Origin of the sequence: Bradyrhizobium agreste (assembly GCF_016031625.1) — a bacterium.
GTDB classification, from domain to species: domain Bacteria; phylum Pseudomonadota; class Alphaproteobacteria; order Rhizobiales; family Xanthobacteraceae; genus Bradyrhizobium; species Bradyrhizobium agreste.
Window position 1 is genome coordinate 425951 of record NZ_JACCHP010000007.1, and the last position, 19691, is coordinate 445641.

At 64.7% G+C, this 19691-nt stretch carries 16 protein-coding genes; 8 read left to right on the plus strand and 8 right to left on the minus strand.

Features of this window, described 5'->3' with window-relative positions:
• Window positions 1-4: 4 nt before the first annotated feature.
• Window positions 5-916 carry a DMT family transporter gene (locus HZZ13_RS13655; protein WP_197960091.1) on the minus strand — a complete coding sequence of 304 codons (912 nt, stop codon included), beginning with the start codon at window positions 914-916 and terminating at the stop codon, window positions 5-7.
• 112 nt (window positions 917-1028) lie between these two features.
• On the opposite strand from HZZ13_RS13655, the gene HZZ13_RS13660 reads away from it, so the two are divergent.
• Complete coding sequence (locus tag HZZ13_RS13660) at window positions 1029-1892, plus strand: LysR family transcriptional regulator (RefSeq protein ID WP_197960092.1); 864 nt, start codon at window positions 1029-1031, stop codon at window positions 1890-1892.
• A gap of 23 nt (window positions 1893-1915) precedes the next feature.
• On the opposite strand, the gene HZZ13_RS13665 is transcribed toward HZZ13_RS13660, so the two are convergent.
• Window positions 1916-2149, minus strand: a complete 234-nt coding sequence (locus HZZ13_RS13665) for a hypothetical protein (RefSeq protein ID WP_197960093.1) — start codon at window positions 2147-2149, stop codon at window positions 1916-1918.
• 205 nt (window positions 2150-2354) lie between these two features.
• Between HZZ13_RS13665 and HZZ13_RS13670 the strand changes: the two genes are divergently transcribed.
• Entirely contained in the window at window positions 2355-4871 is a 2517-nt protein-coding gene (locus HZZ13_RS13670) for a glycogen/starch/alpha-glucan phosphorylase (protein ID WP_197960094.1), read from the plus strand.
• A 190-nt stretch (window positions 4872-5061) separates the two neighbouring features.
• Entirely contained in the window at window positions 5062-5877 is an 816-nt protein-coding gene (locus HZZ13_RS13675; protein ID WP_197960095.1) for an acyl-CoA thioesterase, read from the plus strand.
• 262 nt (window positions 5878-6139) lie between these two features.
• Here HZZ13_RS13675 and HZZ13_RS13680 read toward each other — a convergent pair whose 3' ends face one another.
• The 3 genes from HZZ13_RS13680 to HZZ13_RS13690 all read right to left on the minus strand — a co-directional run bounded on the left by HZZ13_RS13680 (window position 6140) and on the right by HZZ13_RS13690 (window position 11448).
• Entirely contained in the window at window positions 6140-7756 is a 1617-nt protein-coding gene (locus HZZ13_RS13680; protein ID WP_197960096.1) for a phosphoenolpyruvate carboxykinase, read from the minus strand.
• Between the two features lie 284 nt (window positions 7757-8040).
• Window positions 8041-10635, minus strand: a complete 2595-nt coding sequence (locus tag HZZ13_RS13685) for a CHAT domain-containing tetratricopeptide repeat protein (protein ID WP_197960097.1) — start codon at window positions 10633-10635, stop codon at window positions 8041-8043.
• A gap of 63 nt (window positions 10636-10698) precedes the next feature.
• Window positions 10699-11448, minus strand: coding sequence for a HugZ family pyridoxamine 5'-phosphate oxidase (locus tag HZZ13_RS13690; RefSeq protein WP_197960098.1), 750 nt, complete (start codon window positions 11446-11448; stop codon window positions 10699-10701).
• 240 nt (window positions 11449-11688) lie between these two features.
• On the opposite strand from HZZ13_RS13690, the gene HZZ13_RS13695 reads away from it, so the two are divergent.
• The 5 genes from HZZ13_RS13695 (at window position 11689) to HZZ13_RS13715 (ending at window position 15683) form a co-directional block, all read left to right on the plus strand.
• Window positions 11689-12390 carry a response regulator transcription factor gene (locus tag HZZ13_RS13695; RefSeq protein ID WP_008542552.1) on the plus strand — a complete coding sequence of 234 codons (702 nt, stop codon included), beginning with the start codon at window positions 11689-11691 and terminating at the stop codon, window positions 12388-12390.
• Window positions 12391-12502: 112 nt separating this feature from the next.
• A complete protein-coding gene (locus tag HZZ13_RS13700) occupies window positions 12503-14299 on the plus strand; it encodes a sensor histidine kinase (RefSeq protein WP_197960099.1) in 1797 nt (598 codons plus the stop codon).
• Window positions 14296-14790 carry an HPr kinase/phosphorylase gene (locus HZZ13_RS13705; RefSeq protein ID WP_246504403.1) on the plus strand — a complete coding sequence of 165 codons (495 nt, stop codon included), beginning with the start codon at window positions 14296-14298 and terminating at the stop codon, window positions 14788-14790. Before HZZ13_RS13700 ends, HZZ13_RS13705 begins: the two co-directional genes overlap by 4 nt.
• A 177-nt stretch (window positions 14791-14967) precedes the next feature.
• On the plus strand, window positions 14968-15369 hold the full coding sequence (locus HZZ13_RS13710) for a PTS sugar transporter subunit IIA (RefSeq protein ID WP_024339151.1): 402 nt from the start codon (window positions 14968-14970) through the stop codon (window positions 15367-15369).
• On the plus strand, window positions 15366-15683 hold the full coding sequence (locus tag HZZ13_RS13715; RefSeq protein ID WP_025032552.1) for an HPr family phosphocarrier protein: 318 nt from the start codon (window positions 15366-15368) through the stop codon (window positions 15681-15683). The genes HZZ13_RS13710 and HZZ13_RS13715 overlap by 4 nt, the downstream gene beginning before the upstream one ends.
• 145 nt (window positions 15684-15828) lie before the next feature.
• On the opposite strand, the gene HZZ13_RS13720 is transcribed toward HZZ13_RS13715, so the two are convergent.
• From HZZ13_RS13720 to HZZ13_RS13730, 3 genes are all read right to left on the minus strand, one after another.
• Window positions 15829-17454 (minus strand): glycosyltransferase family 39 protein, encoded by a 1626-nt coding sequence (locus HZZ13_RS13720; RefSeq protein ID WP_197960100.1) that lies wholly within the window; start codon window positions 17452-17454, stop codon window positions 15829-15831.
• Between the two features lie 85 nt (window positions 17455-17539).
• Complete coding sequence (locus tag HZZ13_RS13725) at window positions 17540-18397, minus strand: M15 family metallopeptidase (RefSeq protein WP_311972635.1); 858 nt, start codon at window positions 18395-18397, stop codon at window positions 17540-17542.
• Entirely contained in the window at window positions 18307-19665 is a 1359-nt protein-coding gene (locus HZZ13_RS13730) for a caspase family protein (RefSeq protein ID WP_197960101.1), read from the minus strand. Before HZZ13_RS13730 ends, HZZ13_RS13725 begins: the two co-directional genes overlap by 91 nt.
• Window positions 19666-19691 lie beyond the last annotated feature (26 nt).

Here is a 19691-nt window from a genome sequence, read left to right on the forward strand (position 1 = left end):
CCTGTTATGAGGCAGGCTTTGCCGGCCGCGTCACCAGATAGATGCCGAGCGCGACCGGAATGATGCCGAGCAGGTCGCGCGCCTCGATGTGCTCGCCGAGCACGAGGAACGCGAACAGCATGCCGAGCGGCGGCATCAGGAAATGATAGGCGCTGGCGGCGCTGGCGCCACACACCTTCAGGAGATGAAACCAGAGCCAATAAGCGAGGATCGAGCCGCCGAGCACGAGAAAGGCAAAGGCGCCGATCAGGCTCGGCGTATAGTCGATCGCGTCGACATCGGCGAAGATGAGCGCGACCGGCGCCAGCACGATGCCGGCAGCGAGGTTCTGCACGCCATTGCCGATCCACAGGGATCCCTTCGGCGCCAGCAGCTTGAACAGGATGGTGCCTGAAACGATGGAAGCGAGCGAGGCCAGCGTGAAGACGATGCCATGCAGGGAATCGGTGCCGACCGACAGGCGATGCCAGACGATTGCGGTCACGCCGATGATGCCGAGCAAGAGGCCGCTCGCCTTGCGCCAGGTCATGCCTTCGCCGAGCAGAAGCGCGGCGAGCGCCGCCGTGAACACGGGATTGGCGGAGACGATCAGGCCACCGAGGCCGGCCGAGACCGATTGCAGGCCGGTATAGCCGAGCCCGAGATAAAGCGCGTTGTTGGCGATGCCGAGCACCGAGAAGATCGCGGCATCGCGCCACGACAACGACCAGGCTTCGCCGCGGATCAACGTGGCACCCAGGATCAGGATGCCCGCGAGCGAGAAGCGCGCCGCGAGCAGGATCAGCGGCGGGCAATGGGTCACGCCGATCTTGCCGGCGACGAAGGCGTAGCTCCAGAGCAGGCAGAACAGGCCGATCGCGAGCGGCAATGTATTGAAGCGGCTGCGCGGGGCGGGAAGCGAGCTGGCGAGCGACATGAGGGGCATTCTCGGATGTTTTCTGTTCTGCCCTCGATCTAGGGTAGGACGCTTGTCATTTGGAAATTAAATGATTAACTCCATACAAGTGGATTTTCGAATGGAGGCGGCCATGCTCGATCTGGAGCTCCTGCGCAGCTTCGTCTCGGTGGTCGAGGCCGGCGGCTTCACCCGCGCCGGCGAGCGCGTCCACCGCACGCAATCGACCGTGAGCCAGCAAATCAAGCGGCTGGAGGAGGATATCGGTCAGGTGCTGCTGCACCGCGACGGCAAGGACGTGCGTCCGACCGAGGCCGGCGAGCGGCTGCTGTCCTATGCGCGGCGGTTGCTCACGCTCGCCGAGGAGGCGCGCGACGTGTTGCGCCAGCCGGGCAGCGAAGGCGCGATCCGGCTCGGCATCCCCGAGGATTTTGCGGCCTACCGCTTGGCAAAACTGCTGGGCGCATTCTCGCGCTCGCATCCGGGGTTGCGGCTGGACGTGCGCGCCGACCAGAGCAAGCATCTCGCCCGCGATCTCGAACGCGGCGAGCTCGATCTTGCGCTCTACAAGCGCGAAGCCGGCGCGAAGGACGCGATCGCGGTGTGGCCCGAGCGGGTGCACTGGGTCACCAGCAAGAGCCATCCGGTCGACGTGAACGTGCCGTCGGTGCCGCTGATCGGCTTTCCGCTCGGCTGCATCTATCGCGCCGGGGCCATCCATGCGCTGGAAAGTGCGGGCCGCGCCTGGCACACCGCCTACACCTCATCGAGCCTCGCCGGCATCCAGGCCGCGGTCGCGGCCGGCATGGGCCTCAGCATCCTGTCGGAGATGTCGATCCAGTCCGACCACCGCGTGCTGACGGCAAAGGACGGCTTTGCGCCGATCAACAGGACCGAGGTCGCACTGATGGCTTCGCCGGATGCGAGCCCGGCGACGCTGCGGCTTGCGGACCGTCTCGCGGAGTTTTGCGATGCGGTGCAGAGCAAGGCGGCTTGAGCTCGCCGGAGCTCGGACGGCTCTCAATTTGTTGCGGACATCAATTTGGCACCGCACGCGCTTGCGTAGAACTTGCCGCCGCATTGGCGCTTGATCGCAGCGCAGCGGGATGCGGGCGACGCATTCTGCGGCACCGTGAAGCCACAAACGAGGCCGTCGGCGCTGCGACCGGTTTTGCCGGCGGCAAACGCCGCGCTGGTGGCGCTGATGCAGGTGACGAGCAGGGCCGCAGTGGCGATTTCGATCAGCAGTCTCACGGGTGCTCTCCTCCACACTGATGGCTGAATCTTTCGTAATCTAGCACCGAATCCGGGTTTCTCCGTGCTCGTCCGGGTTCCCAACTCGGCCCATTCCTTGCATAAATTCGCGCCAGCGCCGTGCACGGCCACACGGGCGACGGTTCCGGTGCAAGGGCAGGACGCGTAGAGTGGTGAGAGCTCTTCGACCTAGGAAGTGACGGCTTTGCAGGATTCATCGTTCCAGCCCAGTTTTCCGGCCCCCGGGCAGCCCATCGACGAACTCGCGCTGGCCGAGATCAAGGGCGCGATCCTGGCAAAGCTGCGCCTTGCCATCGGCAAGGACGCCGGCATGGCCACCAGACACGACTGGTACCAGGCCGCGGCGCTCGCGCTGCGCGACCGCATCGTGCATCGCTGGCTCACGGCCGAGAAGCACAGCTACGATGCGGGGCGCAAGCGCGTCTATTATCTCTCGCTCGAATTCCTGATCGGCCGGCTCTTCACCGACGCGCTCAACAACATGGGCCTGCTCAAGATCTTCGAGGTCGCGCTCGGCGATCTCGGCGTCTCGCTGCCGGAGCTGCGCAAATGCGAGCCGGATGCGGCGCTCGGCAATGGCGGCCTCGGCCGGCTTGCCGCCTGCTTCATGGAGAGCATGGCGACGCTGTCGATCCCCGCAATCGGCTACGGCATCCGCTACGATTACGGCCTGTTCCGCCAGATCATCAATCAGGGCTGGCAGCAGGAATATCCCGACGAATGGCTGAGCTTCGGCAATCCCTGGGAATTGCAGCGGCCCGAGGTGATCTACGACGTCTATTTCGGCGGCGGCGTCGAGCATGTCGACGACAAGGGCCGCGACCGCGCGATCTGGCATCCTGCTGAGACCGTGCAGGCGATCGCCTATGACACGCCGATCGTCGGCTGGCGCGGCCAGCACGTCAATGCGCTGCGGCTGTGGTCGGCGCGCTCGCCCGATCCGCTCAAGCTCGACGCCTTCAACAACGGCGACTACGTCAGCGCCAGCGCCGAGCAGGCGCGCGCGGAGGCGATCTGCAAATTCCTCTATCCCAATGATGAAAGCCCGGCGGGCCGCGAGCTGCGGCTGCGCCAGGAATATTTCTTCGTCTCGGCCTCGCTCCAGGATCTGGTCAAGCGGCATCTGTCGTCTGACGGCCAGCTGCGCAGCCTGTCGAACAAGGTCGCGGTGCAGCTCAACGACACCCATCCGAGCCTTGCCGTCACCGAGCTGATGCGCATCCTGGTCGACCTCCACAATTTCCGCTGGGACGAGGCCTGGAAGATCACGGTCGCCACCCTCTCCTACACCAACCACACGCTGCTGCCGGAGGCGCTGGAGACCTGGCCGGTCGAGCTGTTCGAGCGGCTGTTGCCGCGGCATCTGGAGATCATCTACCGCATCAACGTGCAGCATCTGGCGCTCGCCGAAGCGCGCTGCCCCGGCGACATCGACTTCCGCGCCTCGGTCTCGCTGATCGACGAGAAGAGCGGCCGCCGCGTGCGCATGGGCCAGCTCGCCTTCGTCGGCTCGCACCGCATCAACGGGGTCTCGGCGATGCATTCGGACCTGATGCGCGAGACCGTGTTCCATGACCTCAACCATCTCTATCCCGGCCGCATCACCAACAAGACCAACGGCATCACCTTCCGGCGCTGGCTGATGCTGGCGAACCCGAAGCTGACCGATTTGTTGCGCGAGACCTGCGGCGATGCCGTGCTGGACGATCCGACCCAGCTCTCGCTGATCGAAGCGCGCGCCAGCGACGTCGAATTCCAGAAGAAGTTCCGCAGCGTCAAGCACCACAACAAGACCCAGCTCGCCCGCCTGATCGGCGAACGGCTCGGCATCAGGGTCGACCCGAGCGCATTGTTCGACGTCCAGATCAAGCGCATCCACGAGTACAAGCGCCAGCTGCTCAACATCATCGAGACGGTCGCGCTGTACCAGGCGATCAAGGACGAGCCCAACGGCGATTGGGTGCCGCGGGTGAAGATCTTCGCCGGCAAGGCGGCGGCGAGCTATCGCTACGCCAAGCTGATCATCAAGCTGATCAACGACGTCGCCGACATCGTCAACAACGATCCCGCGATCGGCGGCAAGCTCAAGGTCGTGTTCCTGCCCGACTACAATGTCAGCCTCGCCGAGGTGATCATTCCCGCCGCCGACCTGTCCGAGCAGATCTCGACTGCCGGCATGGAAGCCTCCGGCACCGGCAACATGAAGCTGGCGCTGAACGGCGCCGTCACCATTGGCACGCTCGACGGCGCCAATATCGAGATCCGCGACCATGTCGGCGCGGAGAACATCGCGATCTTCGGCATGGAGGCCGGCGACGTGATGATCCGCCGCAAGCAGGGGCTGGATGCCTCGGACGTGATCCGCAAGTCGCCGAAGCTGCAGCGCGCCATCAACGCGATCGGCGCCGGCGAGTTCTCGCCCGGCGATCCCGGCCGCTTCGAATCCATCGCGCACGCGCTGCGTTATCTCGACCACTACATGGTCAGCGCTGATTTCGATTCCTATTACGAGACGCAACGCGCGGTCGATGCGCGCTGGCAGGTGACGCCGGCCTGGACGCGCGCCTCGATCCTCAACGTGGCGCGGATGGCCTGGTTCTCCTCGGACCGCACCATCCGCGAATATGCCGAGGAGATCTGGAACGTGCCGGTCAATCCGACCACGCCGCTGCTGCCGAACCTGCGCGACGCCGCGGGCTGATTTTCCGCGAGGTGGAAGCGGCGTTACCTGCGAGGTTATTGCACTGACAGGCAACGGCTGTGATATGACGACCGTCATTCCGGGGCGGCTCGCAGAGCCGAACCCGGAATCTCGAGCTTCCGGGTTCGCTGCTCTGGGACGCGCTACGCGGTCCCGTCGCATCGCCCCGGAACGACAGACGGAAACGCAAATGCACGCCAAGCTCCCGCATCCCTTCGACGAAGCCACGCGCGTCACCGCCGGTGACTCCAGCTGGCAGGGACACACCAGCGACGATTACTGGGCCTTTGTCGGCCCGTTCGGCGGCGCCACCGCCGCGACGATTCTGCGCGCGTTGATCGAGCATCCGCAAGCCGCCGGCGATCCGCTGGCGCTGACCGTCAATTTCTGCGCGCCGATCACCAAGGGTCCGTTCGATCTCGACGTGCGGCTGGTCAAAGCCAACCGCTCCAGCCAGCACTGGAGTGTCGAGCTCAGCCAGGGCGGCGGCGAGGTCGCAACGCTCGCCACCGCGGTATTCGCCGAGCGGCGCCTGTCCTGGGAGCACCGGGTGGCGCAATACCCGGATGCAAAGCCGTTCGAGGAGACGCTGCCGTTCCCAAAAATCTCAGCGTCGTGGGCCAACCAATACGAATTCCGCTTCGTCGAGGGCGAGATGCGGGTCGGCCCGCCGCAGGCCGAGCCCGCCAGCACTTACTCGAAGATCTGGATCAGCGACCGCACGCCGCGCAAGCTCGACATGCTGTCGTTGATGTCGATGTCGGACGCCTTCTTCGGCCGCATCTTCCACGCCCGGCGCGAGCTGGTGCCGTTCGGCACGGTGTCGCTGACGACCTATTTCCACACCGACGCCGAGGAGCTCGCGGCTGAAGACATCACGCGCGTGCTGGCGACGGCGGATTCGAAGATCATGCACAAGAGCTACGCCGACCAGAATGGCGAGCTGTGGTCGCCGAACGGCCGTCTGCTCGCGACCACGACGCAGATCGCGTATTTCAAGGCGTAGCTGCTCTTCCCTCTCCCCTTGTGGGAGAGGGTGGCATAGGCGGCCTTTGGCCGCCGTTCTTAAGAACGCCGATGTTTTGCATCGGCTATGGCGAAGCGACGAGACGGGTGAGGGGTTCTCTCCGCGCGCACCTCTCTTACAACTGAACTCGCGGATAGAACCCCTCATCCGGCGCTTCGCGCCACCTTCTCCCGCAAGGGGAGAAGGAAAAAACAAAAAGGGCGGCCTTTCGGCCGCCCTTTTGCATTTCATACGAAGGACCTTACTCCGCCGCGAGCTTCACGTCCGGCGCGGCGGCGCGGACCTCGGCGTCGACCTGGGCTTCGAACTTGGCGAAGTTCTTCTGGAACATGCCGACCAGCGCGCGGGCGGTCTTGTCGAACTCGTCCTTGTCCTTCCAGGTGTTGACCGGGTTGAGGATTTCGCTGGGCATGCCGGGCAGCGCGGTCGGGACCGCAAAGCCGAAATACTTGTCGGTGCGGAATTCGACGTTGCGAAGCGAGCCGTCGAGCGCGGCGGTGAGCAGCGCGCGCGTCACCTTGATCGGCATGCGCGAGCCGACACCATACTTGCCGCCGGTCCAGCCCGTGTTGACCAGCCAGCAATCGACATTGTGCTGGGCGATGAGGCCGCGCAGCATGTTGCCGTAGACGGATGGATCGAGCGGGAGGAAGGGCGAGCCGAAGCAGGTCGAAAATTCCGGCTGCGGCTCGTTGCCGAGGCCGCGCTCGGTGCCGGCGACTTTGGCGGTGTAGCCGGAGAGGAAGTGATACATCGCCTGCGCCGGCGAGAGCTTGGCGATCGGCGGCAGCACGCCGAAGGCGTCGGCCGCCAGCATCACCACGTTCTTCGGCTGCGGCGCGCGGCCGGTGCGCGAGGCGTTGGGGATGAAGTCGAGCGGATAGGCCGAACGCGTGTTCTCGGTCTTGGAGCCGTCGTCGAAATCGACGACGCGGGTGTCCTCGTCGAGCACGCAGTTCTCGAGCACCGCGCCGAAGCGGGTCGAGGCGGCATAGATCTCGGGCTCGGCTTCCTTCGAGAGCTTGATGCACTTGGCGTAGCAGCCGCCTTCGAAATTGAAGACGCCGTTCGGGCCCCAGCCGTGCTCGTCGTCGCCGATCAAAGTACGGTTGGGATCGGCCGACAGTGTGGTCTTGCCGGTGCCCGACAGGCCGAAGAAGATCGCGGTGTCACCCTTGGGGCCGACGTTCGCCGAGCAGTGCATCGGCATCACGCCGCGCTCGGGCAGATAATAGTTCAGCGTGGTGAAGACCGACTTCTTCATCTCGCCGGCATAATAAGACCCGCCGATCAGGACGATCTTGCGGGCGAAATCGATCGCAACCACGTTCTCCGAGCGGCAGCCATGGCGTTTAGGGTCGGCGCGGAAGCTCGGCATATCGATGATGGTAAGCTCCGGCACGAAGGTCGACAGCTCGATCGCCTCGGGGCGGATCAGCAGGGTGCGGATGAAGAGCGAGTGCCAAGCGAGCTCGGTGAAGACGCGCGTCTTGATCCGGTACGCCGGATCGGCGCCGCCATAGAGATCCTGCGCGAACAGGCGCTTGCCTTCGGCGTGCTTGAGGAAATCCTGGTAGAGCGTCTCGAACTGCTCTGCGGTGATCGACTGGTTGCCGGCCCACCACATCTTCTTGTCGGTGGCGGCGTCGCGCACCGTGAACTTGTCCTTGGGGCTGCGCCCGGTGAACTCGCCGGTGTCGGCACAGAGCGCGCCATCGGCGGAGAGCACCGCCTCGCCCGCTGCGAGCGAGTATTGATAGAGTTGCGGCGCACCCAGGTTCCAGTGAACCTGATTGAGATTCTTTAAGCCGAATTTGTCGGCGCCGAAGGCACCGTTGCGCACGCCCGTCTCTTGCACGAAAAATCCTCCTAGAACCCGCGACATCAAGCGCGGCCAAGTTTGGCGCCGTCGCGATCACCATCAATATGGGCCGTTCGGCCTCAGCTGAACGACCTAATACTGATGAACGCTGGCGTTGCCAAGCTGATCCCGCAGGATTTGGTTTATTCAAGGACCGCGCCAAACGTCGCGCATGTCAGCTCTGAATGACTGCATCGAGAAAGTGCGGATGATCGCGCAACCAAATGCACGTTTGCGCGTTATGTCAGGTTATTGCGTCGCACAATCGCTGCGCCAACGCCCTATCTTACCTCACCCTCGCCGATCAGCGCGAACGGTCCCCACATCGCGGGATAAGCGTTGCGTGGCGACGAGGTGTCATCGAGATAGGTTAACATCGCGCGGCGCAAGGCTTCGGCACGACCGAGCTTCGGTTCGTTCTTGAGCAGCTCGAACGTCGATGTGGTCAAGCGGGTCGCAGCCTCCGAATCCACCGCCCAATGCGACACCAACAGCGCGCGGGCACCTGCGTAGAAGAACGAGCGCGCCAATCCCGACAACGCCTCGGCACCGGGCTTGTCGCCGGCGATGGTGTTGCAGGCGGACAGCACAACCCAATCGGCATTGAGCTTGAGCTGGGCCACTTCGCTCGCGGTGAGAAGACCATCGTCGAGTTCCGTCGCCTGGTCGGGGATGGAGAGCGCAAGCGAGGGCTCCCCCAACCCCTTGACATCGCCGGCAACGAGGCCGTGAGTGGCAAAGTAGATGATGCCGTATTGGGCAAGCGCTGCACGCTTGAGCGTCGTTTCGCTGGCGTCGCGGCCGAGATGGATGTCGGCCTCGGCAGCGCCGACGTCCCTCGCCACCGCGTTCAACTCATCGGCGGTATCGGGCAGCTGCGGCAGTGCCTGCGCCAGGCGCGCACGATCAACGCCTGCCCCGCGCCAGAAGTCGGCATAGGCGATCGTCGCGATGCTGCGTGCGGCGACCTTGCCGCTCGCGGCGCGCCGATCGGCAGGCCCTTCGGCGGCAGGGTTGAACACGGGATCGCCGAAACCGGTCATCGGCTTGATGCTTTGATCCTTGCGCGCAAAAGCGCGCAGCGATTTCAGGCTGATCACCGACGGCAGCACCGAGATCGCCTGGCGCCGCAGCAGCCAGGCAGCACTGCGATAGCCTTCGAGGTTGTCCGGGATCGCCGCCTGCGGCTTCTCCGTGACCAAGAGATGAAACGGCAATGCGGTCAACGCCGCCGACGGCACGACCAGCAGGTTGCGCTTGTCCTTCGTCAGCGCCTCGACCGGGCCGAGCAGCGCGACATAGAGCTCGTTGGCAAGGCCAAGGTCGAACAATCCCGATTTGCCGGATGCATCGCGCGCCTTGCCGACATCGAGCCCCCTGCGGAAGGCCGTGACCTTCTGTGTGACCGCGTCCGCGTCGAGCGGAATCTCCTTCCAATCGACGCTCTCGCGCGTGATCGCGACGACATAGCTCCGCCTGTCGACGACGGAATAGATCACCATCGCCTCGTCGGACGCCAGCAGCGGCTGGATGTCCTTCACGGTCAGCGGCAGCGGGTTGGAGAGCGAGGAATAGTCGGGAAACTCGACCGCGAGTGTCTTCTGTAATCCGTTGCGCGCGCTCGTGATCGCCGCGATCCGCGCGCGGCTGCGCTGCTCGGCCGCGACGTCGCGCTGGGCCGATGGCTTCGACACCGCGGCGATGATCGCCTTGTCGAGCGCTTCGGACTCTGCCGCAAGATCCTGATCCTTGCGCACGAGCTCGGCGAGCCGGTCGCTGCCGGCGGCGAGCCGCACCGCAAGCTTGTTCACGGCAGAAGCGGCAGAGGATTGCGTGCCGCGCTGGATCGCACCGAGCGCATCGTCGAGAGCCTTTTCGCTCGCCAGCAGCGATTGCTGCCGTGCCGCGAACAGGATCGGCAGCACGACACGCAGCTGCGCACGATTGGCCGCGAGCGTCTTCTGCGCGAACGGCAGGGCGTCCGCCGTCCGTCCCGCCGCCTGCAGGAAATCGGCGAGATTGCTGGTCGAGGTCGCGACATCAGGGTGATCGGGCCCGAGCGCACGTTCGCGGATCACCAGCGCGCGGCGATAGAGCAGCTCGGCATCGGCATAACGCTGCTGGTGCTGATAGAGCCCGGCGAGATTGTTGAGCGAGCGCGCGACATCGGGATGTTCAGGCCCCAGCACCTTTTCACGGATCGCGAGGGAGCGCTTGATCGGCGCCTCGGCATCGGCGTCGCGATTGAGGTCGCGCTCGACCTGTCCGATGTTGTTCAGGACCGTGGCAACCGCGGGATGCTCGGGCCCGGCGGCTTTCTGATAAATCGCGAGCGCACGGCGGAACAGTGGCTCGGCCTCGGCAAAGCGCTCCTGCTTCACATAGAGCGTGGCGAGGTTGTTGAGGGCACGGCCGACATCGGGATGCTCGCGCGACAGGCTCTTTTCGCTGACGGTGAGCGCGCGCTTGAACAGCGGCTCGGCTTCAGTGAAGCGGCCCTGCCGCTGATACAGCGCGGCCAGATTGCTCAGCTCGGGTGCGATCAGGGCGGTGTCGAGGCCGAGCGACTTTTCCATCAGCGCGATCGCGCGCTTGTAGACCGGCTCGGCCAGATCGTCGCGGCCCTGCCCGGCATAGACCTGGCCGAGATTGTTGAGCGCGGCCGAGAGCTCGCGCCCATCATTGCCCTTCTCCAGGCTTGCGACCATGGCCTGCGCCAGGGGCAGCGCTTCCGCATATTTGCCGGCCTGGTTGAGCGCGTTGATCCGCGCCCCCTGTGCGGCGAGATCGCCTTTCTGCGCGAGGGCCGGTGTGGCCAGCAAGGTGGTGATGGCGAGCGCCAGACCCGCCGTCCATGCCAAACGTTGACGCGTCATGACCCTCTCGCTGCGAGCCCAAATACCATCACGGTCATGGGTCGCGGCGATCGGTAGCCGCGTTCAAGCGGTTGCGCCCTGGTCCACCTTCGTGCGCGCTTCGCCAGCGAGGCGGACCAGCATCTTGCGAAGCGCCGTGCCATCCGTCACCCGCTCCGGAAAGTCCAGCCGCAACGCGGCCTGACCGACCTGCATGTCGAGGCCTTCAGGGTCACAGCCGGTGCAGCGCCAGTCGCCCTCGGCGGCGCCGAGCAGCTTCGTTGCATAGAGATTCATGGCATCGCGATGGTCGGCGTTCATGTGCTCGACGGCGCTCGCCTCCGTTGCCAGCAGGTCCTCGGCGCCGGTGAGATCCGTCAGGAATTGCTCGGGCTTGAGGTCGACGATCCGGCCGAAGCCGGCGACCAGATGGGTTCCCGTGGGCTGGATCCGGAAGAAGGAGAAATCCTTAAAGGAAACAAAGCCCTCTGCTGAGGGATGGGCACTGAGATACCGTCGCTGGAGCAGATCCTTCTCGGAATCGGCCTCCTCGGCCCGGCCGGACAGCATGATCCGGGCGCCTTCCAGCGGATCGCCCGCCGCCCGCTCGTCCAGCATCAGCGAGACCCGGCTGTCCGCGAGGATGTTCCTTGTGTGCACGGCAAGGCGCGAGATCAACAGGATCGGCGAGCCGTCGGGATGGCTGGCCAGATTAACCAGGGAACAATAGGGATCGCCGCTGCCGGCCATCAGCGTCGCCAGGGCCCCTTGTCGGGAGCGCCTCAGCAGTGATTTGGCGAGCTTTGCGGGGTCGAAATCGGGGGTCGGTTGCATCGGCTTTCTCGGCTCAGGCGGTTGCAAGGAGGGCCTTTTTTCGGGTAAACGGGGCCCGGTTATGGGTCGAGACGCGGCGAATCTGCCGTGTTTCGTGGAACTTGGTCACACTTCAGCCCAGCTTGCATTGCTCGGTGACAAGGTTCGAACGCCACGTCGGCACCCATGTATGCGGCGCATCACTGATTGCTCGCCGTTTCAAGCCACGACCCAAACGGAAAGCAGAAAGCAGAGAGGCTCATGCCCACAATCGCTTTGGTCGACGACGACCGCAACATTCTCACATCCGTCTCGATCGCGCTGGAAGCCGAAGGCTACCGTATCATGACGTACACCGACGGTGCCTCCGCGCTTGACGGTTTCCGCACCACCCAGCCCGATCTCGCCATCCTCGACATCAAGATGCCGCGCATGGACGGCATGGAGACGCTGCGCCGTCTGCGGCAGAAGTCCGACCTGCCGGTGATTTTCCTGACCTCCAAGGACGAGGAGATCGACGAGCTGTTCGGCCTCAAGATGGGCGCCGACGACTTCATCCGCAAACCGTTCTCGCAGCGTCTGCTGGTCGAGCGCGTCAAGGCGGTGCTGCGGCGCTCGGCGCCGAAGGACCCGACCGTCGCGCCGAAGGAGAACGACGCCAAGGCGCTGGACCGCGGCCTGCTGCGCATGGACCCCGAGCGCCATACCTGCACCTGGAAGAACGAGCCGGTGACGCTCACCGTGACCGAATTCCTGATCCTGCAGGCGCTCGCGACCCGGCCCGGCGTGGTGAAGAGCCGCAACGCGCTGATGGACGCCGCCTATGACGACCAGGTCTACGTCGACGACCGCACTATCGACAGCCACATCAAGCGGCTGCGCAAGAAGTTCAAGGTGGTCGACAACGAGTTCGAGATGATCGAGACGCTCTACGGCGTGGGCTACCGTTTCAAGGAAGCCTGAGGCGCTCCTCCACGGCGATCGAGAGCATCTCCGGTTCTCGTTCCATCGGGACGAGGATCGCTCTAGGATGCGGGGAACCTTCGCACGGGCCGTCCTAACGCGGGCGTAAGCATTGCTTGACCGAACGCAGCCTGACCCTAACCAGAACGCCGGGGATCTCGCATCCGACGGCGTTCGGGAGCACGTTGCCGACGACAAGCCGCAGGGCTTCCGGCCGCTGAACTGGCTGAAACGCGCCGGGCAGTTCTTCTTCGCGCTGTCCTTCTCGAGCCTGACCCGCCGCATCGTCTCGCTCAACCTAGCCGGCCTCGTCGCGCTGGTGGCGAGCATCCTGTACCTGTCGCAATTCCGCGCCGGCCTGATCGACGCCCGCGCTCAGAGCCTGCTGGTGCAGGCCGAGATCATCGCCGGCGCGATCGCGGCCTCTGCCACGGTGCAGACCAACGCCATCACCATCGATCCCGAGCGGCTGCTCGACCTCAAGCCGGGCGAGACCTATGGCGGCTCGGACGAGTATTCGCCGCTGGACTTCCCGATCAATCCGGAGCGCGTCGCGCCGGTGCTGCGCACCTTGATCTCGCCGACCAAGACGCGCGCCCGAATCTACGATCCGAACGGCAGCCTGCTGCTCGACAGCCGCAACCTCGAAAACGTGCTGCGCTTTCCGCTGCCGCCGCCGGCCGAGAAACCCGGCATCATCGAGCGCGGCAAGGTCGCGGTGCGCACCTGGCTGAACCGCGGCGACCTGCCGCTCTATCGCGAGCTCGGGCCCGAGAACGGCAACGGCTATGCCGAAGTGGGCGACGCCCTCCAGGGCCAGAAACGCTCGATGGTGCGGGTCAATGCACGCGGCGAGGTGATCGTCTCGGTCGCGGTCCCCGTGCTGCGCTCGCGCGCGATCCACGGGGCCTTGATGCTGTCGACGCAAGGCGACGACATCGACCAGATGGTCACTGCCGAGCGCCTCGCCATCCTGAAGGTCGGCGGCGTCGCCGCCGCCGTCATGATCATGCTGTCACTGCTGCTGGCGAGCACGATCGCAGGTCCGGTGCGCCGGCTCGCCGACAGCGCCGAACGCGTCCGCCGCCGCATCAAGGCCCGCATCGAGATTCCCGATTTCACCCGCCGCCGCGACGAGATCGGCCACCTCTCCGGCGCGCTGCGCGACATGACCAGCGCGCTCTACAGCCGCATCGAGGCGATCGAGATGTTCGCCGCCGACGTTGCCCATGAATTGAAGAACCCGCTGACCTCGCTGCGCTCGGCGGTCGAGACGCTGCCGCTGGCGCGCAACGAGAACAGCCGCGCGCGCCTGCTCGAGGTGATCGAGCACGACGTCAAGCGGCTCGACCGGCTGATCTCCGACATCTCCGATGCCAGCCGCCTCGATGCCGAACTGCAGCGCCAGGATGCGATCCCGGTCGATTTGCGCCGGCTGCTGACGACGCTGGCCTCCGTCGCCAACGAAACCAAGCTCGGTCACGACGTCGCGGTCGAGACGCGCTTCGAGGGCCGCAGCCCGACCGACACATTCGCCGTGAGCGGCCACGATTCCCGGCTCGGACAGGTCATCTCCAACCTGCTCTCCAACGCGCAATCCTTCTCCGAACGCGGCAGCAAGGTGCGTCTCACCTGCCGCCGCATCCGCTCCGAAATCGAGATCGTGGTCGACGACGACGGGCCCGGCATTCGCGAGGACGCGCTGGAGCGCATCTTCGAGCGCTTCTACACCGACCGTCCGCATCAGGGCTTTGGCCAGAACTCCGGCCTCGGCCTGTCGATCTCCAAGCAGATCGTCGACGCCCATGGCGGACGGATCTGGGCGGAGAACCGTCCAGGCCCGCCGGACGCCGACGGCGCTCCGACGATTGCCGGTGCGCGCTTCGTGGTGAGGCTGCCGGCGCTATGAGCCAAGGTAGTTTGAACGAAGGTGGGTCCAGCGCTCACGCCTCCGCCGTCAAGGTCGGGACTTTTGCTGTGCTGATCCGCGGGCCCTCGGGCTCCGGCAAGTCGCGCCTTGCCTTTGATTTGATCATGGCGGGACGCTCGGGCGTTGTGGAAAGGGCCGTTCTGGTCGGTGATGACCGTGTCCATCTGGCGACACTCGGCGATGAAATTGAGGTCCGCCCCGCGCCTCGCCTGGCGGGGCTGATCGAGATCCGGGGCCTCGGAATCCGCCGCTGCGACTTCGTGGAGCATGCGACCGTCGGCCTCGTGGTCGATCTGCACGCCGCGGATGCGGAGCGCCTGCCTGCGGCGGAATCCCTAAAAACCAGCATTTCTGGTGTCGAAATACCGCGAATCCCGGTCCCCCGCGACTATTCGCCCCTCCCCTTGGTTGTTGCGGCCTTGACCACTACCAAGAGTTCACCTTCCGTTAACTCTTCGGCGATTGTTTGAAGGGAAATGGTAACCATATGAACCCCACTATCGCGACCGAATAGACCGGCGCAGCTCCCCTCATCCATCCGTCTAGATTCAGGGAGATACGCAACATCCCCTCTTGCGCGGGGGCTCTGGATGGTCAAAGTGGCGCGTTCGTGCGGTGCACCAAAAGCGCCCGCGAGGAGTTTTCCGATGATTGGTCTAGTACTTGTGACCCACGGGCGCCTTGCCGACGAATTCAAGGCGGCGCTTGAGCATGTCATGGGCCCACAAAAGCAAATCGAAGCGATCACGATCGGCGCCGAGGATGATTCCGATCTCTGCCGAAGCGACATCATCGAAGCGGTCAACCGCGTCGATTCCGGCGACGGCGTTGCGATCCTCACCGACATGTTCGGCGGCACGCCGTCGAACCTCGCGATATCCTGCATGAGCCGGCCCAAGGTCGAAGTGCTCGCGGGCATTAACCTGCCCATGCTGGTCAAGCTCGCCAAGGTGCGCGAGGAGCGATCGCTGCCCGACGCGATCGCGATGGCGCAGGAAGCCGGCCGCAAATACGTCACCATCGCCAGCCGCGTGCTCGCCGGCAAATGAGCGAGGAGGCGCCCCAAGCCGGGACCGGCGTGCCCGCGGGCGCGATCTCCAAGGATCTTCTGATCATCAACAAGCGCGGCCTGCATGCGCGCGCCTCGGCGAAATTCGTCCAGGCGGTCGAGCGCTTCGACGCGCAGGTGTGGGTGACGCGCGGCGGCGAGACCGTCGGCGGCACTTCGATCATGGGCCTGATGATGCTCGCCGCGGGGCCCGGCACGACGATCACGGTAGCGGCGGCAGGGACCGACGCCGAAGCCGCGCTGGCGGCAATTACGGAGCTCGTGGAGAGCAAGTTCAACGAGGAAGGGGTTTAGGCCTTCTCTCGTGTCCCGGACGCAGTGCAGCGCGTAGCGATGCGCCGCCGAGCCGGGACCCATACATCACCGAACTGGACCCCGGATCAGCAGCGCACCGCTACGCGATGCGCTTTGTCCGTGGAACGCTCGCAAGGTTGAACCACTACTTCCCCGGCGGCGCGATGTAGATGTTCCAGCTCATCGACGGGCCGGCCTTGCCGTTGGTGAAGCGGCGCGTGGTCATCACGATGCGCTCGGCGTTGGGCGCGACCTCAGACACCCACCTCTCGAACTTGGGCAGGCGTTCGTCGGTCGGATCGAACACGCCGATGAAACCGTACGCCTTGGCGTCGTCGCGCGAGGTCAGTCCGGAATCCCAGGCCTCCAGCGGCAGCAGCGCGGCCGGATGATCCGGGCTGTAGAACACCAGCGGCTGGATCTGCTCCATCGTGCCGGCAACGACGGCCCAGCGCGAGCCGAAGCGGGTGTGCCAGGCCTTGGTCAATTCGCGCGCGAGCTCCGAGCGCGCGCCATAGATCTGTGCATTGCCGGCATTGGCCGCCATCTCGCGCGCAGCGATCCAGGGCGAAGCGGCGAGGGTCGCGGCGCTGAGCACGAGCCAGATCGCGGCGATGTTGAACAGCGCGGCGTTCTGCACGCGCAGCGTCGGGATCGCGACCAGTGCGAGCGGCACCAGGAAGAACAGCGAGATGCCCCAATCCGTTTTCATGTAGATGCTGAAGGCGAGCGCGCCGAGCGGCGGGCCGACTGCGACGATGACCTGGACGATCCAGACATTCAGCGCCTGCGAGACATTGACCCCTGCATTGGCGCCGCGCGCCCAGGCGCGCGTGACGATGCGCAACGGCGCACTTAGCAGCAATTTGACCCATGGCGGTACCAGCGCCATGGCCAGCGCCGCGAGCGCCACCGGCAAGGCCAGCAGCGCGAAATTATGCAGCACATAGCCCGCGACGAGCTGATGCAGCTGGGCCTTGTCCTGAAGGCTGTAGGTATCGCCGGCATAAGTCAGCGGCACGAAATGCGCATCCGCCAGCCAGACGAGGTGTGGGATCATCGCCGCGACCATCGTAGCGATCGCCACCCATGGCGCCGGCGACGACAGGAATCGCAACCGGTCGGGATGGATCAGCGCGGCGAGGCCAATCGCACCGATCATGGTGAGCACCCAATACTTGGTCATCAGCGCCAGCGCGCCGGCAAGCCCGAGCAGGATTCCGGATTGCCAGCTCCGCTTCTCGAAGGCGTTGAGATAAGCGAGCACCAGGAGCGGCAGCGTGACGAGCTGGAGGAGGTCCGGGTTGTACTTGAAGCCCTTGAAATTGAAGATCGGGTAGAGCGCGATCATCACCACGACCAGGAACGCGCGGCGTGCATCGACCACGCGCAAGGCGATCAGCCAGCAGATCACCATGCCGACGCTCACGATTGCCATCGCCAGCGCATAGGTCGCCCAGTCCGCGGCCGGGAACGCCTTGAACCAGAGGCCGGCCACCCAGCCCGACAGCGGCGGGTGCTTGCCATAGCCCCAGAGGAATTTCTGGCCCCAGCCCCAGGCTTCTGCGACGTCCATGTGAACGTCCTGCGCCGCCTTCAGATTGATCAGGATGAAGGTCCACAGCACCGCGTGCAGGATGGCGAATTGGATCACCAGCCACAATCGTGCCTCGGGGCGGGTCGCGCAGGCAACCAGGAAGGCCCGGAAGCGGTCAAAGCTCAGGCGGGTCTTTGCGCGCGGTCGGGAAGAAGAGATCGAAGGCGTGGACATGGGCGCTTGCGTAGCGCGTTTTGTGCCTGAGTGAAATCAGCTTGGCGTGAATGAGTGACCGCCCAGCGCACGGAAACAATGCGGATCACCGGATCAGCAGTTCCGGGCGATATTCAAAATGCATCGTGTCGTAGTGATACCATTTCCCACCCCAGATGAAGCCGTGGCGCTCGAAGATGTCGACGATCTCCTGCGGCATCCTGTTCTTGTAGGGGATGGATTTTCCGCGGCCCGCCCATAGCCAATAGTCGGAATATTTCAGGTTCAGGTCGATCGCGGCGGCATAGCCATGCATGCTCATCTTGCCGGTATCCGCAACAGGCCGGCACGACAGCACACCGGCGATCGGAAAGGCCGCGGCCCTCAACGCCGGATCGAGCTTGTCGATCTCCGCGGACACCTCCTTGAGCCGGTCGGCCACACCATTGGTCCGCGTCACCTGGACCGCCTTCCCCCATGACCGCGGCAGCCAGGTGATGGTCACGAGATTGCGCTGTACCGCTCCGTTGCGGCAGTCGCCATACATCTTCTTGAAGAACGCTTCGTTCCGGAATCTTCCGGGATCGGCGTTCACTGCGGGCGGCGCGGAGGCGCCGACAGAATAGGGCAAGCGGAGCTGGTCGAGAATCGAGGCATCGCGCAGCCGCTGATCAAACGATTTGTCGTCGATGCCATCATCTACCGGCATCGCGGTGCCGTCGCGCCAAAAGATCTGCTTGCCGTCGTGGCTTGAGAGGAAATCGGGATAGGCACGTACCAGCCGGTCGAGAAGCTCGGTCCGGGTCTGGGCGCCCGCCGGGACGGACACAGCCACTAAAACGACGATAGCTTGTGCTGCCCGCGACGCAATCGTCATCGACGCTTGCCAGCCTGATCGAGCAGCGCGACGTTCGCCTCCTCGATCGAATTGAGCTTTGGATTCCATGAATTCGGCGAATACCACGAGAAACGTTCGAAACGGGCCTTGAGATCCGCCGCCTCGAAATATCGTCCGCGCCGCGCGAATATCTCGTTCCGCGCGATACGGAGATCGTCTTTGGAAAGCCCGCGCAGGTCTGCGATCGTCAGCAGCCGCCGATCCGAATCGGGAAAGATGAAGCCGCTTTGCGCCGGCCCGCCGGCTTCATAACGATCGATCAAGGCGACATTCGCCTTCTCGACGGCGTTCAGCTGGGGGTCCCAGGTGTGGGGCGCGTACCAGGCGAACTTGCTGAACCTCGCGGTCAGATCGGGCGAGTTGAAGTAGCGCCCTCGCCGCGCAAAGATCTCGTTGCGCGCAAGGCGCAGATCGTCTTTGCCCAGCGCCCTCAGATCAGCATCGGCAAGCAGCCGGCTATCCGAATCCGGAAACAGGAAGTCCGATTGGGTTCTCGCAACCGGAGCTGCGGGTGGCGGCAGATTCGCAGGAGGCGCCGTGACCGGTGCGGGCACGTTGACTGTCGCGACCTGCCCTGCTGGCGCGCCTGCAAAGTAGAACGATCCATCGATAGGTGAACTGGAAACCCAGGGCTGCTGGTTGCTACCGGTCGCGCGCTTGACGGCGAGTCCCACCTGATTGAACGTCTGGAGCACGTCCAGACCGGGGCGCTGCATCGTCTCGACCAGTGCCCTCGTGTAAGGACTATGACCGTCGGCCCCGTCGAGCGCGACGTTGCCGGGCTGCGTGGCATAGGAGAGCAGCGTTCCCTCTGGCGCCCGGATCTGCGCCAGGCCGCCATCGGAGGCGCGCAACCCCCGTCCGCCAAACGGGTTGTTCCTGCACGCATCGAGAATGACGATGTTCAGCTTGGTTCCTGCACCGTCCATCTGCCGAAGCACCAAAGCGGCATCGACCATCTGGAAATCGACGTCGGTCTCGCGCGTCGGGTTCGCGCTGATCGGCACGAGGTAATTGGTGCCGCGGACCTGGATGCCGTGGCCGGCGTAATAGAACAGGGCGACGTCCGCGCCGATCAACTGGTTGCCGAAGCGCTGGACCGCGGCGTCGAAGCTCGCCTTGTCCAGCTCGACCTGGGCGCCGCCACCGACCAGCGTGAAGCCGAGCTTCTGCAACGTCTCGGCCACCAGCAGCGCGTCATTCCGGGGATTTTCCAGCCGAGAGACGCTCTGGTAGGCGGAATTGCCGATGACGAGCGCGATGCGCCTCTCGGCGGCTGCCGGGAAGGCAAAACATGCTGCAAACAACAAGGCGGAAAGAAGCTTCCAGCGCATCGCCCGTTTCCATGACAGAAAACCGG

Coding starts and splice junctions, on each gene's coding strand:
- HZZ13_RS13685 (WP_197960097.1), bottom strand. CDS start 10,635: ATGACGCGTCAACGTTTGGCATGGACGGCGGGTCTGGCGCTCGCCATC.
- HZZ13_RS13715 (WP_025032552.1), top strand. CDS start 15,366: ATGAGCGAGGAGGCGCCCCAAGCCGGGACCGGCGTGCCCGCGGGCGCG.
- HZZ13_RS13705 (WP_246504403.1), top strand. CDS start 14,296: ATGAGCCAAGGTAGTTTGAACGAAGGTGGGTCCAGCGCTCACGCCTCC.
- HZZ13_RS13720 (WP_197960100.1), bottom strand. CDS start 17,454: ATGTCCACGCCTTCGATCTCTTCTTCCCGACCGCGCGCAAAGACCCGC.
- HZZ13_RS13690 (WP_197960098.1), bottom strand. CDS start 11,448: ATGCAACCGACCCCCGATTTCGACCCCGCAAAGCTCGCCAAATCACTG.
- HZZ13_RS13675 (WP_197960095.1), top strand. CDS start 5,062: ATGCACGCCAAGCTCCCGCATCCCTTCGACGAAGCCACGCGCGTCACC.
- HZZ13_RS13695 (WP_008542552.1), top strand. CDS start 11,689: ATGCCCACAATCGCTTTGGTCGACGACGACCGCAACATTCTCACATCC.
- HZZ13_RS13655 (WP_197960091.1), bottom strand. CDS start 916: ATGTCGCTCGCCAGCTCGCTTCCCGCCCCGCGCAGCCGCTTCAATACA.
- HZZ13_RS13710 (WP_024339151.1), top strand. CDS start 14,968: ATGATTGGTCTAGTACTTGTGACCCACGGGCGCCTTGCCGACGAATTC.
- HZZ13_RS13730 (WP_197960101.1), bottom strand. CDS start 19,665: ATGCGCTGGAAGCTTCTTTCCGCCTTGTTGTTTGCAGCATGTTTTGCC.
- HZZ13_RS13660 (WP_197960092.1), top strand. CDS start 1,029: ATGCTCGATCTGGAGCTCCTGCGCAGCTTCGTCTCGGTGGTCGAGGCC.